We start from the raw sequence: 13,766 nt of genomic DNA on the forward strand, positions 1-13,766 counted from the left end.
CCGGTCACCACTCGTTTATTCGGCTGTGGAACGGCCCCTGCGGATTGCTCGTCGCATCGAACTGGGCTCCTGTGACGATGTCCTGGCCGCGAAAGAGGGTGTTCGTTCCGCGCAGAGCGTCCAGTTCTCGGTTCAGACGGCTCATCAGCCCGCGCGCCTGTCCCTGCCAGAGGGCCATTGCTTCTGAGAGCCCTTTCTCCGTGGCCCAAGCGGACAGTCCCTTCAAGCCCGTGTCCGGCTTCAGCAGATTCGACCGCAGGACCCCTGGACCAGCGAGGGGCGGCCTCACCTCTCCGCCGCCTTCGCCCATGCGGCCGGCGGCCTGGGTGTCCGGCAGCAGATGCTGCTCCATGTAGCTCGCGGCCATCTTCTTGTCGCTCGCCGAGCTGGCAAGCGTCCCCTGAGCGCCGCCCGCCCCACCGGCAGCCGGTTGGTTCGGCTGCGGTCGCTGCTGTGCAGAGTCTCCGGAACCCATGGGTGACTCACCCCCCTCTGTGCATGTGCGTCTACCTGTTCGGCGCCGAATGGCGCAACGCAAGTGCCTGGCGTGTACCTTACAGAGCTCAGCGATCCTGCCGTTCGGCCTGTTTCGCAAGTGCGAGCACGGTCACGACCACGGCTCCAGCCAAGCAGAGCCCCGCGTAACCCAGGCGCCGGCTCCGAGCAACCGCGCAGTCCGTGTTGTGTGCTGTGACCCCGGCCTTCTCCCGCGGGAAGATGACCGAGCAGAAGGCTCTTGCTCGCCCCCTGGCATGCCAGCAGCACACTAGCGTCCGCGTAGCTGCCGAACCAGGTAAGGGAACCCGTCCAGCCGTTCCTGAGGGTGGCGGTCCCATTGTCATCAGCGATTGGAGATCCTGGCGTGTGCGGGCGCAAGGAGATGACTCCTGCCACAGGAACTGCTTCGGTCTTCTAGCCCACGCGGCTGCGGAACTCGCTCATCGTTATGGTCTTGTCCTTCGGCGGCATCGTGATGGTGAACTTCTCGCCGAATGAGTCGTACGTTGTGGTGCTTGTGCGGCCGTCTCGCGTGGACTTCTGCTGGAGAAGGCGGTATGTGCCTTCGTTTGCTATTTGATAGACGTCCTGTGTCGGTCCGGCCGCGGCGGCCACCGCGAAGGTTTTGACGCCGTTGACTGTGCTGTCCTGCTCAGGTTCAGGCTTGGCCATTTCAGGGATCTTGTAATAGGCATCGCAGGGTTGACCTTGGCTCGTCACGTAGGCGTCGGACAGCGAGGACGGGACCGTGGGATCCGCCCGGCCCGATTGTCGCAGGGCGTCGGCGAGAAGGGTTGCGCTGGTGTACGTCGTGCCGTCCTTGCAGAACACGTCGCTGGTCTTTCCCGTGCGGTCGGACGTGGTCCTCACGTGGAGCCCCTGCTGAGGGACCCACCACATCTCCGTGCTTCCACCACCGAGGGCGGTCGTGGTGCCGGAGGCGTGGAATGACCGGATGCGCATCTGGAAGTTCACGCTACTGATGATCAGCGTGTCCTTGTCGGCGCCGGCTGAGGCTGAGGCTGTGGGGGCGGTCGTCTCCGTCCCGGAGATCGGGCTCGCCGGCGCGGAACTGTCACTGCATGCGGTGAGGAACGTGCTCAAGGCGGTAATCGCTAAGGTCGTTCGGACTACGGCAAGGCGTGGCATCGAAACGCAACTCCAGGTAACGGGCTGTGGTGGTGGGGGAGGACAGGATGGTGTGCGGCTCCCCAGCCTCGCTTCCGGCCCCCTTGAGACGCGCTGCCGACTTGGTCCGCGGTTTGTCCCATGCCGTAGTGACACCGGGCGAGCGTGTGTTCGACGCTAGCAGGACCAGGAGTCCGCTGGCCCTCTCTTAACGATCTCTTGGTTGCCCAGCCCCCTCCGCACCTGCCAAGCATGCCTGGCGCGACGTCAGGTGCGAATGCCTGTACGGAGTGGGCCTGGGGATCAGAGGGCAGTTGGGAAGTTTCCGGCTCTGAGTCCGGTCACGAATGCTGACCATGCATCAATGGCTAGGACGATGATGGGGCCGTGATGGGTCTTGCTGTCTCGGATAGAGATGATATCGCTGAATCTGTCGGCAACCTCAACGCAGTCATTTTCCAGGCCGCTGTAACTGGACTTTCGCCATGTGACGATGTCCGGGCCGGGTATGCCATTCACTGGTATTCCTCCATGTATCTGCGGATGAGTTCCAACGATTCGTGCTCCGTAGCGCAAGTCCGCGCACCATGTCGAATCGCTGGGATAGTTCCACCACGCGCTTGGCAGACTCCACCAACTCGCCGGATCCGAACGATTCGACATAGGCCAGTGTCGAGCCGATGGGGGCGGTGAGGAGTGTCAGGCTGCCTCCGAGCATCCAATACTCGCCTCGTTCGAAAGGCAGTACCTGAATCGTGGCGTCCGGGTTCTCGGCTGCTTTCAGGATCTGGGCGAGTTGGCCGGCCATCGTCACCTTTCCGCCGACCGGCCGTTTGAGTGCCGCTTCATCCATGACTGCCCAATACGGTGGCGGGTCTTCGCGACTGAATACTTGCTTACGGTTCATGCGAGCGGCAACGGCTTCGTCGAAGTGCTCTCTCGGTGCTTTGGGGCGGGATGTCCGTAGGAGCGCGCGTGCGTAGTCTTCGGTCTGTAGGAGTGCGGGGATGGCGCTGCTGGTGAAGACCTGAATGCGTTCGGCCTGGCTCTCCCTGGCGGCAGCCTTGCGGCCGTACTCCTGCGGCGATCCCTCGCGGGCCATCTCCAGAAACTCGACAAGGGTTCCTCCCATGTCGAAATGCTGGTCCAGAGCGGCTATCAGGGCGTCGGACGGGAGCTGCCCGCCGAGTTCAGCCCTGTGGATGTAGCTGTGGCCGTAGCGCGTCGCCTCCGCCAGCTCGCGCAGTGACAGGCCCTCGCGCTTCCTGAGGTGCTGGAGCATGGATCCGAGCACCTGGCGCGGAGTCAGCCGACTGTCGCCCTCTCGCTCCGTCATCGAACAACCGCCCGTCGCTATATGCGAGTTGTGTACATCCTGCCCCTGGCGAGCGTAGTCCCTGTGCTCAATCGCGGTAACCGCTTGATCGCGGACCGCAAGGAGCCTCGCCTCGGCATGTGGTCCGCCGGTCAGAGGACGGGATCTGCCATGTGCAAGACCCCCGCGACCGTGCGACCGGTCCGGGGGCGTGGCCAACGCTGGATTGGAGCGATGACATGCATGACCTTATCGTCCGCTTTCTCGAACGGGTGAGGGCGCTGTTCAAGTTGAGCGGCTTTGGCAAGGCTGCTCGTGCACAGGGGACCGCCGACGTAGCGCGTGAACTGCCCGAGCCGATCACGGATCCCGGGCAAGTGGAGTTGCCATCCCCGCACCCCGCCGATCCCCCGCAGCACTCCGCCTGTGGCGTCTACCTGTGGGCTACCGCGCATGGCATCGATCTGAGGCCTCAGGCGCCTCTGTTCACCTGCACCTGTTCCGCCAAGGAACCGAAGGCCGCCCCAGCGTCCGTGCGGGACGAGCTGCGTGCGAAGGTAGCCGATGTCAATCACCGGAGCAGGCGGGAGCACGGTCTCTCGTAGTCGTTGGTGATGCAGCGCCCCCCTCGCGTGCTTTCGTGGCGCAGGCGGGGCGCTTCAGGTCCAGTCGAGCGGCAGCAGCCAGTGGGCTTCGTCGCGGTAGTCCGTTGGGGCGCAGGTGAAGTCCAGGGTGGTGGCGGTCGGTGGGGCGTTGGTGTGCATCTTTACCGTCACCTTTTGGTGGGGTGCGAGTTCGTCCGGGAACCAGGGGTGGTGGCGGTCCCACTCCGGGCTCATGGGGCCGGTGGGGGTGATGCCGCCCGGCTTGAGCTTCTCGTCGGTCCTGATTCCGTTCCACGCCAAGTCGACGGATTTCCCCTGGTCGTTGACGTACGTCACCGTGAACTCGTAGGTGAGATCGCCTTTTGTCAGGGCGACGTCACCGGGAAGGTTCGGGACGCGCCGGGCCTTGCTCACCGTCACCTTCACGCCGTCGCGGTAGCGCGCCGTTCCGCCGGGGTTCAGTGGTGTCCCGTACTTGCCGCCCGCCGAGACCAGGTCCTCCGGCCTTTCGTCGAGGTGGGACATTGCGTCGAGGAACCAGATCGTCAGGCCCAGGCAGACAGCCGTCACCATGGCGCCCAGCCCGATGCCGATGAGCGCCGGGACGCGTACATCCGCCTTGTCCCGCTTCACCCGCCTCCGGCCGATCGCGCCGCAGACCGTCGCGGCCAGGCCCAGCAGGATGGCCAGCGGAATGCCCCAGAGCGTGCCGGCGGTCAGCACCGCCATCACGGCCAGCCCCAATGCCACCATGCCGATGTCATTGGGCCGCTTCGGCGTGAGGCCGGGCAGGCCGGGGAGGCCAGGGAGGTCCGGCAGCGGCTTCGTCTTCATGAGGTGATCACACCCCGGGGCGCCCCTTCCCCGGGAGCGCGCGCTCACTCAATCCGCCCTGAGTAGTCCTACTCAGAACCCAGAGGCCGTGACCGGAATCGAACCGGCGTAACTCGCTTTGCAGGCGAGTCCCTCAACCACTCGGGCACACGGCCAAGTCGTGCTCCTGGCATTGACACTATGGGTGCCACCCGGGACGTTCAATGGCCGCGCCCGCCCCGCAACGCGACTGCCATTCTCCGTTCACACCGCCCCGCGCGCCTCCGGGTCGTACCCCCTCTTCAGGAACTGCTCCACCACCGGGCGGAACAAGTCCGGCTCGTCCACCCACGGGTAGTGGCCCACGCCGTGCAGTGTGCGGACCGCCGCCGTACGGAAGGACGCCGCGACCAGCTCCCCCGCGCGCATGCCCGCCAGCGCGTCGCGGTCGCCCGTGATGACCAGGACGGGGCAGCCGACCTCCGGGAGGCGGGAGAGGAGGGCGTGGCGGGCCGGGTCGTCGACGCCCTGCCAGAAGCCGGCGCGGGGGACCGGGCCGAGCTGGCCGGGTTCGGTGGCGGCGTGGGCGCGCTGCGGGCCGTCCCAGCGGCCGTAGCCCATGGGGGCCGCGCGGAGCAGGAGGCTGCGGACCTCGTCCATGTCGCCGGCCGTGGGGAGGGTGTGCACGGCCACGTACGCGTCCGTCCACCAGTCCTCCGTCGCGCGGGACTCGAAGATCTCCTCGGCGTCGTCGGGCAGCTCCCCCTGGAGCCGCGAGCCGGGCGTGACGAGCACGAGCCGCGTGAGGCGGTCGCCGTGCTGCGCCGCGTACGCCTGGGCCGTCGCGCACGCCGCGTCGTGGGCGAGCAGCGCGAAGGTCTCCAGGCCCAGGTGCGTGCGCAGGGACTCCAGGTCCTCGGCGAGCGCCGGGAACGCGTACCCCCACGGCTCGGGCGAGGGCGGCGAGGCCCCCGTGCCGCGGCTGTCCGGGACGATCAGGGTGCGGTGGGCGTCCAGGCCGCCCAGGTCACCCAAATACGCGGCGTCCCTGCCCGGGCCGCCCGCCAGGCACACCAGGGGAGGACCCGCGCCCTCCGACCCCTCCAGCACCTGATAGCTCAGTTCCACTCCGTCGTATGACGTGTAATGCGGCATAAGTTCGCCCTATCCCTTCTGTCCGGTCATCCAGAAGCTACCTCTCACCTCTCTCCCCGCTATCCCAAATTCCGCTTATGATTCCGGCGTGTTCGACTCGCGGCACATCAAGACGTTCCACGCGGTGGTCACGGCCGGTTCGTACTCCGCGGCCGCCCGCGTGCTCGGCTACACCCAGCCCGCGATCACCCAGCAGATGAAGGCGCTGGAGCGCTCCGTCGGCACGCCGCTGTTCACCCGCGTCGGCCGCCGCATGCGGCTCACCGAGGCCGGCGAGGCGCTCGCCCGGCACGCCGAGACCATCCTCGACAGCCTCACCGCCGCCCAGCAGCAGATGAGTTCGCTGACCCGCCTGCGCGCCGGACGCGTCAGGGTCTGCGCCTTCCCCAGCGCGAGCGCCACGCTGATACCCGAGGCGCTCGCCCGCCTCGCCGCCGACCACCCGGGCATCCGCGTCGAGCTCCTGGAGGGCGAACCGCCCGACTCGATCCGCCGCCTCGTCCGCGGCGAGTGCGACATCACCCTCGCCTTCACCTACCCCGGCCTGCACGAACAGGTCCCCGAGGAGCTGGTCGAGATACCGCTCATGGAGGACCAGCTCACCGTCCTGATGCCCATAGGGCACCCCCTCGCCCGCCGCCGCGCCGTCAAGCTCGCCGACCTGGACGGGGAGCGCTGGATCGCCGGCTGCCTGCGCTGCCGCACCAACTTCCTCCACGAGTGCGCCGAGGTCGGCTTCGCGCCCGACATCGCCTTCACCACCGACGACAACCTCGTCGTCCAGTCCCTGGTCGCCGAGGGGCTCGGCATCGCGATGATGCCCGGCCTCGTGCTGTCCTTCATGCGCCACGACCGCATCACCGGACGCGCTCTCGACCCGGCCTCGCGCCGCCAGGTCTCCGCGTACGTGCTGCGCGACCACCTCCGGATCCCGGCGACCGCGCTCGTCCTGGACGAGCTCAAAGCCGTCGCCGCCCGGCGCGTCGGCTGCTGAGCCCCAACCGTCGGCGAACCGGCAACCGGCGACTTACAGCCAACCACTTACGGCCAACTCATAAGCCCTCGTTGGGTTCCGGCCAACAGACTGTCGTTGGACCCGTCCTGCCGCCCGCCTCGACCCTGCACTCATGACCACTCCCACCGCAGCCCCGACGACCGCGCGCCTCGCCCAGCTCGTCGACGACGTCCGGGAAGCCGTAGGCCGTGGCCTGCCGCCCGACACGACGGCCTACCTCGTCGGCGAGCGGCTCGCCGCCCACCTCGGCGCCGGCGACCTGCTCACCGCCGAACAGCAGGAGGGCGACCCCGACCGCTACCGGCAGCACATCCTGCACGCCGAGCACGACGGCAGCTTCTCCATCGTCGCCCTCGTGTGGCTGCCCGGCCAGCGGACCGCCATCCACGACCACGTCTCCTGGTGCGTCACCGGCGTCCACGAGGGCACCGAGAGCGAGCGCCGCTACCGCCTCGTGCCCGACGGCACCACCGCCCGCCTCGTCGCCACCGAGGACGTCGTCAACCACCAGGGCGACGTGTGCGGCTTCGCCCCGCCCGGCGACATCCACCGCGTCCGCAACGCCTGTACGGCCAAGGCGATCTCCCTGCACATCTACGGCGCCGATATCTCCCGCCTCGGCTCCAGCGTCCGCCGCGTCTACGACCTCCCGGCCGACGAGTTCTGATGGCGATCGTCACCCCCCGGACGAGCGCATCACCGCAGCCCGCCCCCGCAACCCCCGCCCCCGCACCCCGCCCCGGCCCGCTCCCCGGCCTCGCCACCGCCGCGGCCGGCGTGGCCGTCGCCTGGGTCGTGCACCTGCTCGTCCCCGCCGTCCCCATGCTCACCGCCGCCGTCGTCCTCGGCATCGCCGCGGCCCACGTCCCCGGCGTACGGGCCCGGGTGCGCGGCTCCGCCCGGCCCGGCCTCACCCTGGCCGGCAAGCGGCTGATGCGGATCGGCGTCGTCCTGCTCGGGCTCAAGCTCGGCCTCGACGACGTCCTCGGCCTCGGCTGGGCCACCGTCGCCATGGTCGTCGCCGTCGTGGCGGCCACCTTCGCCGGCACGCTCTGGCTCGGGCGCCGGCTCGGCCTCCGCGGCGACCAGCCGCTCCTCATCGCCACCGGCTACTCGATCTGCGGCGCCTCGGCCATCGGCGCCGTCAGCGAGGTCTCCGGCAGCGACGAGGAGGACGTGGCGACATCGGTCGCCCTCGTCACCCTCTGCGGCACCCTCGCCATCGCCGTCCTGCCGCTCCTGCACCACCCGCTCGGGCTGGACGACGCGCAGTTCGGCCGCTGGGTCGGCGCGGGCGTGCACGACGTCGGCCAGGTCGTGGCCACGGCGCAGACCGCCGGGCCCGCGGCGCTCACCGACGCCGTCCTCGTCAAGCTGATGCGGGTGGCGCTGCTCGCGCCGCTCGTCGCGGCGGTGGCCGTATCCGTACGCAGGCGGCGGCAGCAGACCACCCCTGCGAAGGCCTCCGTGAAGGCCTCGGAGAAGACCTCCGGGAAAGCCTCCGAGAAGCGTCCCCCGCTCATCCCCCTCTTCGTCCTCGGCTTCCTCGCCATGGTCGGCGTCCGCACCACCGGCTGGGTCCCCGCCGCCGGGCTGGACCTCGCCGCGCACGCCCAGGAGCTCCTCCTCGCCGCCGCCCTCTTCGGCCTCGGCAGCGCCGTCCACTTGCCGTCGCTGGTCCGCACCGGCGGGCGGGTCGCCGCGCTCGGCCTGTGCTCGTGGGTCGTGATCGCGGGGGCTTCGTACGGGGGTGTCCTGCTCACCACGTGACGCCTTCGCGTCACGTGGGTCATCCTGTACGTACGGTGACGGTGGTCGCAGATCCCGCCGGGCCCTCGCCGCGGGGGCTGAGCGCCGCTGCGGCGGGGAGGCCTTCGGGACCTGGTACTCGCCCCTCAGCCCCCTCCAGGGCGGCCCTTCTTCCTAAGACAGAAGTCCCGCCCCATCTCCTCCCCGCGGCACGTGCCCGAACGTGATCCCCTCCGTACGCTCAAGCGGTATGACCGCAGCCGAATCCGTGGCCCCGCAGGCCACTGCCGCGAACGACCCGGCCGACGGCATACTCGGCCGCCGCCACCGGGCCCTGACCCTGGGCATCATCTCGGTCGTCTCCCTCATCGCCTTCGAGGCGAGCGCGGTGACGACCGCGATGCCCGTCGCCGCCCGCGCCCTCGACGGCATCGGCCTCTACGCCTTCGCCTTCTCCGCCTTCTTCACCACGAGCCTCTTCGCGATGACGCTGTCGGGGGAGTGGTGCGACCGCTCGGGCCCGCTCGTCCCCCTGTTCACCGGCATCGCCGCCTTCGGCACCGGCCTGGTGATCGCGGGCTCGGCGCAGCGGATGTGGATGTTCGTCGCGGGGCGCGGGGTGCAGGGCATCGGCGGCGGGCTGGTGATCGTCGCGCTGTACGTGGTGGTCGGCCGGGCGTATCCGGAGCGGCTGCGCGCCTCGGTGATGGCCTCCTTCTCCGCCGCCTGGGTGCTGCCGGTGATCGTCGGCCCGCTGGTGGCGGGCACGGTCACCGAGCAGTTCGGCTGGCGGTGGGTGTTCCTGGCCATCCCGGTGCTGGTCCTGCTGCCGCTGGCGGTGATGCTCCCGGCGCTGCGCGCCCTGCCGCCCGGCCCGCCGGCCGGGTCGCCCGACCGGCGCCGCATCCTGCTGGCGCTGGCCGTCGCGGCGGGCGCCGGGCTGTTGCAGTACGCGGGGCAGGACCTCACGCCCTGGGCCCTGCTGCCGGCCGCCGCCGGGCTCGCCCTGCTGGTGCCGTGCGTGCGGCGCCTGCTGCCGCGCGGCACCTTCCGCGCCCGCCGCGGGCTGCCTTCGGTGGTGCTGCTGCGCGGCATCGCGCAGGGCTCCTTCGTGGCCGCGGAGAGCTTCATCCCGCTGATGCTGGTCACCGAGCGCGGCCTGTCCGCGACGCTCGCGGGCTTCTCCCTCACGGGCGGCGGGCTGACCTGGGCGCTCGGTTCGTACACCCAGAGCCGCCGCCGGGCCGAGCCGTACCGCGAGCGGCTGATGTGCCTGGGCATGGGGCTGGTGGCGCTCGCCGTCGCGCTGATGGCGGCGGTGCTGGTGCACGGCGTGCCGGTGTGGGCGGCCGGGGCGTCGTGGGTGCTCGGGGGCTACGGCATGGGTCTGACGATCTCCAGCGGGGCGGTGCTCCTGCTGAAGCTGTCCCGGCCGGGCGAGGAGGGCACGAACGCGGCCTCCCTCCAGACGTCGGACGCGCTCGGCAGCATCCTCCTGGTCGGGCTGGCCGGAGTGCTCTTCGTCTCCTTCGGCGGAGGATCCGCGGGAGGCTCGGTGACCACGGCCACGGCCGGCGCCGCCGCCCCGCCCCACGCCTTCGCCGCGGTCTTCGCGGCCGCGGCGGCGTTCGCGCTGGTGGGCGCGTACGTGGCCACCCGGCTGGGCCCGCGGGAGGCCGCCGGGCGCGGTGTGACCTCGGTCCCACCCGCGGGTGACCCCGGGGCGTAACCCCGGAGCGTGAACCCGGGCCCCGGTAGGCTGACGCGGTTGCCGACCGCCGAACCAGCCGACGGAGACCGTGACTACCACCACCACAAACCACCACCTCTCCCCAGCTTTCCCCGGCCGGGCCCCTTGGGGTACCGCGAACAAGCTGCGCGCCTGGCAGGAGGGTGCGATGGGGAAGTACGTGCAGGAGCAGCCGCGCGACTTCCTCGCCGTCGCCACGCCCGGCGCCGGCAAGACGACCTTCGCGCTCACCCTCGCCTCCTGGCTGCTGCACCACCACGTCGTCCAGCAGGTGACCGTCGTCGCCCCGACCGAGCACCTGAAGAAGCAGTGGGCGGAGGCCGCGGCCCGGATAGGCATCAAGCTCGACCCGGAGTACAGCGCCGGCCCCCTCGGCCGCGAGTACCACGGCGTCGCCGTCACCTACGCCGGCGTGGGCGTGCGCCCGATGCTGCACCGCAACCGCTGCGAGCAGCGCAAGACCCTCGTCATCCTCGACGAGATCCACCACGCCGGTGACTCGAAGTCCTGGGGCGAGGCGTGCATGGAGGCCTTCGAGCCCGCCACCCGCCGGCTCGCCCTGACCGGCACGCCCTTCCGCTCGGACACCAACCCCATCCCGTTCGTGACGTACGAGGAGGGCAACGACGGCATCCGCCGCTCCTCCGCCGACTACACGTACGGATACGGCAACGCCCTCTCCGACGGCGTCGTCCGCCCGGTCATCTTCCTCTCCTACAGCGGCAACATGCGCTGGCGGACCAAGGCGGGCGACGAGATCGCGGCCCGCCTCGGCGAGCCGATGACCAAGGACGCCGTCTCCCAGGCCTGGCGCACCGCGCTCGACCCGCGCGGCGAGTGGATGCCGAACGTGCTGCGGGCGGCCGACCGCCGCCTCACCGAGGTGCGCAAGTCGATCCCCGACGCGGGCGCCCTCGTCATCGCCTCCGACCAGGAGTCCGCCCGCGCCTACGCCAAGCTGATCCGCGAGATCACCGGCGAGGGCGCCACGCTTGTGCTGTCCGACGACAGCGGCGCCTCCCAGCGCATCGACGACTTCTCGCACGGCACCGACCGCTGGATGGTCGCCGTCCGCATGGTGTCCGAGGGCGTCGACGTGCCCCGGCTCGCGGTCGGCGTCTACGCGACGACGATCTCCACGCCGCTGTTCTTCGCCCAGGCCGTCGGCCGCTTCGTGCGCTCGCGGCGCCGCGGCGAGACGGCGTCCGTCTTCCTGCCGACCGTCCCGGACCTGCTGACCTTCGCCAACGAGATGGAGGTCGAGCGCGACCACGTCCTCGACAAGCCGAAGAAGGGCGACGGCGAGGAGGACCCGTACGCGGAGGAGGACAAGCTCCTCGCCGAGGCGGAGCGCCAGCAGGACGAGGACACCGGCACCGACGACCAACTCTCCTTCGAGGCGCTGGAGTCGGACGCGGTCTTCGACCGGGTGCTCTACAACAACGCCGAGTTCGGCATGCAGGCGCACGCGGGCAGCGCGGAGGAGCAGGACTACCTCGGCATCCCCGGCCTGCTGGAGCCCGAGCAGGTGCAGCTGCTGCTCCAGAAGCGGCAGGCCCGCCAGATCGCGCACAGCCGCAAGCGGCCGGACGAGGAGGCGGACCTCCTCGAACTGCCCGCCGAGCGGCGCCCGGTGGTCACCCACAAGGAGCTCCTGGAGCTGCGCAAGCAGCTGAACACGCTGGTCGGCGCCTACGTCCACCAGAGCGGCAAGCCCCACGGCGTCATCCACACCGAACTGCGCCGCGTCTGCGGCGGCCCCCCGAGCGCGGAAGCCACGGCGGGCCAGCTCAACGAGCGCATCCGCAAGGTGCGCGAGTGGGCCACGCGCATGAAGTAGGCGGCGCGCCCTCACCTTCCGGCGGTACGGGGCCGGCGTCCGCATGGCGGGACGCCGGCCCCGATATCCGAAATTCGGTCCTGCGCTGACCGGATCGCGGGCAGACTCTTCCACTGAGCGGACCGGCGGCGCTACGGTTCCGGTCACGCACACGCCCCGTGGCAGCGCCGCCGCGGAGCGCAGCCGGTAAAGAAGAGCTGCAAGAAGCGACAAGCCGCCGGCGGCCTCTCCTCGCGCGCTGCCGGCACGGGACCGGTGGCGCACCCCACCCGACGAGAGCCGCCCCCACATCGGAGGAGGGGCGTCGTGACAGCGGAGACCTCGCAGACGCTCGACCGGGGACTGCGCGTCCTCAAATTGCTCGCCGACACCGACCACGGCCTGACCGTCACCGAGCTGTCCACCCGGCTCGGCGTCAACCGGACCGTCGTCTACCGCCTGCTCGCCACGCTGGAGCAGCACGCACTGGTCCGCCGGGACATCGGCGGCCGCGCCCGGGTGGGCCTCGGGGTGCTGCGGCTCGGCCGCCAGGTGCACCCGCTGGTGCGCGAGGCGGCCCTGCCCGCCCTGCGCTCCCTGGCCGAGGACATCGGGGCCACCGCCCACCTCACGCTCGTCGACGGCACCGAGGCGCTCGCGGTCGCCGTCGTCGAGCCGACGTGGACGGACTACCACGTGGCCTACCGGGCGGGCTTCCGCCACCCCCTGGACCGGGGCGCGGCCGGCCGCGCGATACTCGCCGCCCGCCGCGGCGAGACCGACAGCCCCGGCTACGCCCTCACCCACGGCGAGCTGGAGGCCGGCGCGAGCGGCGCGGCGGCACCGCTGCTCGGCGTGCTGGGGATCGAGGGCAGCGTGGGCGTGGTGATGCTCACGGACACGATCCCCGAGCGCGTGGGGCCGCGCGTGATGGAGGCGGCGAAGGAGGTTGCGGACGCCCTGCGGTGACCTCTGCGCACCGAGCGGGCCCGGGTCCCTTCCGCTGCCCGCCGCGCCTCGCCCGGCGAGGGCGTGTGTCACGGAAGGGACGCGGGTGAACTAGATTCGCTGCATGCCCGCTCCGACCACGCCCGCTCCGGCCACGCCTTCCCCGGCCAAGCCCGCCCGGTCCCGCCGTGCCCGGACCCTCGCCGTCTGTGCCGTGCCCGTCGTCGCCCTGCTCGCCTCCGTGCCCTTCGTGCCGCTGCCGTTCTCGGTGGCGCAGCCCGGCTCCACGGTGGACGTGCTCGGCTCCCACGACGGCAAGCAGGTGATCGCGATCGAGGGCGCCCCGGCGCGGAAGACCACGGGCCAGCTGCGCATGACCACGATCGTGGTGACGGGCCCGCGCGTCGACGTGGACCTGGGCGACGTGATCAGCGGCTGGTCCCGTACGGACCGGGCCGTCATGCCGCACGACGCCGTCTACCCCGTGGGCGACTCCGACGAGGAGGTCGACGCGCACAACCAGCAGGAGATGAAGAAGTCGCAGGACGCGGCCACCGACGCCGCCCGGCGCTACCTGCACCGCTCGCCGGGCGAGCTGAAGGTCGGCCTCAGCCTCGCCGACGTGGGCGGGCCGAGCGCGGGCCTGCTCTTCACCCTCGGCATCATCGACAAGGTCGACGGCGACGGCCGGGGCGGCGAGCTCACGGGCGGGCGCACCATCGCCGGCACGGGCACGATCGACGCCGACGGGACCGTCGGCGAGGTCGGCGGCGTCCCGCTGAAGACGCAGGCGGCCCGGCGCGACGGCGCGACGGTCTTCCTCGTCCCGAAGGCCGAGTGCTCGGCGGCGAAGGCCAACCTGCCCAAGGGGCTCCAGCTGGTCCCGGTGGAGAAGCTCCAGGACGCGGTCAAGTCGCTGCGGGCCCTCGCGTCGGGCGACGAGGACAACGTCCCCACCTGCTGATCCCCGA

The 13,766-nt window shown here is 70.8% G+C and carries 13 protein-coding genes and 1 tRNA gene; 7 read left to right on the plus strand and 7 right to left on the minus strand.

Annotated features, from left to right (window positions below; genetic code table 11):
* Positions 1–4 precede the first annotated feature (4 nt).
* The 7 genes from D7231_RS30335 to D7231_RS30370 form a co-directional block, all read right to left on the minus strand.
* Complete coding sequence (locus D7231_RS30335) at positions 5–475, minus strand: hypothetical protein (RefSeq protein WP_120758820.1); 471 nt, start codon at positions 473–475, stop codon at positions 5–7.
* Between the two features lie 437 nt (positions 476–912).
* Positions 913–1,602, minus strand: a complete 690-nt coding sequence (locus tag D7231_RS30340) for a hypothetical protein (protein ID WP_147449817.1) — start codon at positions 1,600–1,602, stop codon at positions 913–915.
* A gap of 327 nt (positions 1,603–1,929) precedes the next feature.
* The gene (locus D7231_RS30345) at positions 1,930–2,145 is read right to left on the minus strand and encodes a DUF397 domain-containing protein (RefSeq protein WP_199739491.1); all 216 of its coding nucleotides are present in this window, start codon (positions 2,143–2,145) and stop codon (positions 1,930–1,932) included.
* Complete coding sequence (locus D7231_RS30350) at positions 2,078–2,908, minus strand: helix-turn-helix domain-containing protein (RefSeq protein ID WP_241999999.1); 831 nt, start codon at positions 2,906–2,908, stop codon at positions 2,078–2,080. Before D7231_RS30350 ends, D7231_RS30345 begins: the two co-directional genes overlap by 68 nt.
* A 692-nt stretch (positions 2,909–3,600) precedes the next feature.
* Entirely contained in the window at positions 3,601–4,380 is a 780-nt protein-coding gene (locus tag D7231_RS30360) for a DUF4190 domain-containing protein (protein WP_120758823.1), read from the minus strand.
* Between the two features lie 83 nt (positions 4,381–4,463).
* A tRNA-Cys gene (locus D7231_RS30365) sits at positions 4,464–4,535 on the minus strand.
* Positions 4,536–4,623: 88 nt separating this feature from the next.
* Positions 4,624–5,514 (minus strand): alpha/beta fold hydrolase, encoded by an 891-nt coding sequence (locus tag D7231_RS30370; protein WP_120758824.1) that lies wholly within the window; start codon positions 5,512–5,514, stop codon positions 4,624–4,626.
* An 88-nt stretch (positions 5,515–5,602) separates the two neighbouring features.
* Here D7231_RS30370 and D7231_RS30375 point away from each other — a divergent pair, with 88 nt between their 5' ends.
* The 7 genes from D7231_RS30375 to D7231_RS30405 all read left to right on the plus strand — a co-directional run bounded on the left by D7231_RS30375 (position 5,603) and on the right by D7231_RS30405 (position 13,759).
* Positions 5,603–6,508, plus strand: a complete 906-nt coding sequence (locus D7231_RS30375) for a LysR family transcriptional regulator (RefSeq protein ID WP_120758825.1) — start codon at positions 5,603–5,605, stop codon at positions 6,506–6,508.
* Positions 6,509–6,641: 133 nt separating this feature from the next.
* A complete protein-coding gene (locus D7231_RS30380) occupies positions 6,642–7,196 on the plus strand; it encodes a cysteine dioxygenase family protein (RefSeq protein ID WP_120758826.1) in 555 nt (184 codons plus the stop codon).
* Complete coding sequence (locus D7231_RS30385) at positions 7,196–8,299, plus strand: YeiH family protein (RefSeq protein WP_120758827.1); 1,104 nt, start codon at positions 7,196–7,198, stop codon at positions 8,297–8,299. Before D7231_RS30380 ends, D7231_RS30385 begins: the two co-directional genes overlap by 1 nt.
* A 229-nt stretch (positions 8,300–8,528) precedes the next feature.
* Positions 8,529–10,007 carry an MFS transporter gene (locus D7231_RS30390; RefSeq protein WP_120758828.1) on the plus strand — a complete coding sequence of 493 codons (1,479 nt, stop codon included), beginning with the start codon at positions 8,529–8,531 and terminating at the stop codon, positions 10,005–10,007.
* A 70-nt stretch (positions 10,008–10,077) separates the two neighbouring features.
* Positions 10,078–11,868 carry a DEAD/DEAH box helicase gene (locus D7231_RS30395; protein WP_120758829.1) on the plus strand — a complete coding sequence of 597 codons (1,791 nt, stop codon included), beginning with the start codon at positions 10,078–10,080 and terminating at the stop codon, positions 11,866–11,868.
* 306 nt (positions 11,869–12,174) lie between these two features.
* Positions 12,175–12,816 carry an IclR family transcriptional regulator gene (locus D7231_RS30400; RefSeq protein ID WP_120758830.1) on the plus strand — a complete coding sequence of 214 codons (642 nt, stop codon included), beginning with the start codon at positions 12,175–12,177 and terminating at the stop codon, positions 12,814–12,816.
* A 103-nt stretch (positions 12,817–12,919) separates the two neighbouring features.
* Entirely contained in the window at positions 12,920–13,759 is an 840-nt protein-coding gene (locus D7231_RS30405; RefSeq protein WP_120758831.1) for a S16 family serine protease, read from the plus strand.
* Positions 13,760–13,766 lie beyond the last annotated feature (7 nt).

Source organism: Streptomyces klenkii (assembly GCF_003626645.1).
Lineage (GTDB): Bacteria > Actinomycetota > Actinomycetes > Streptomycetales > Streptomycetaceae > Streptomyces > Streptomyces klenkii.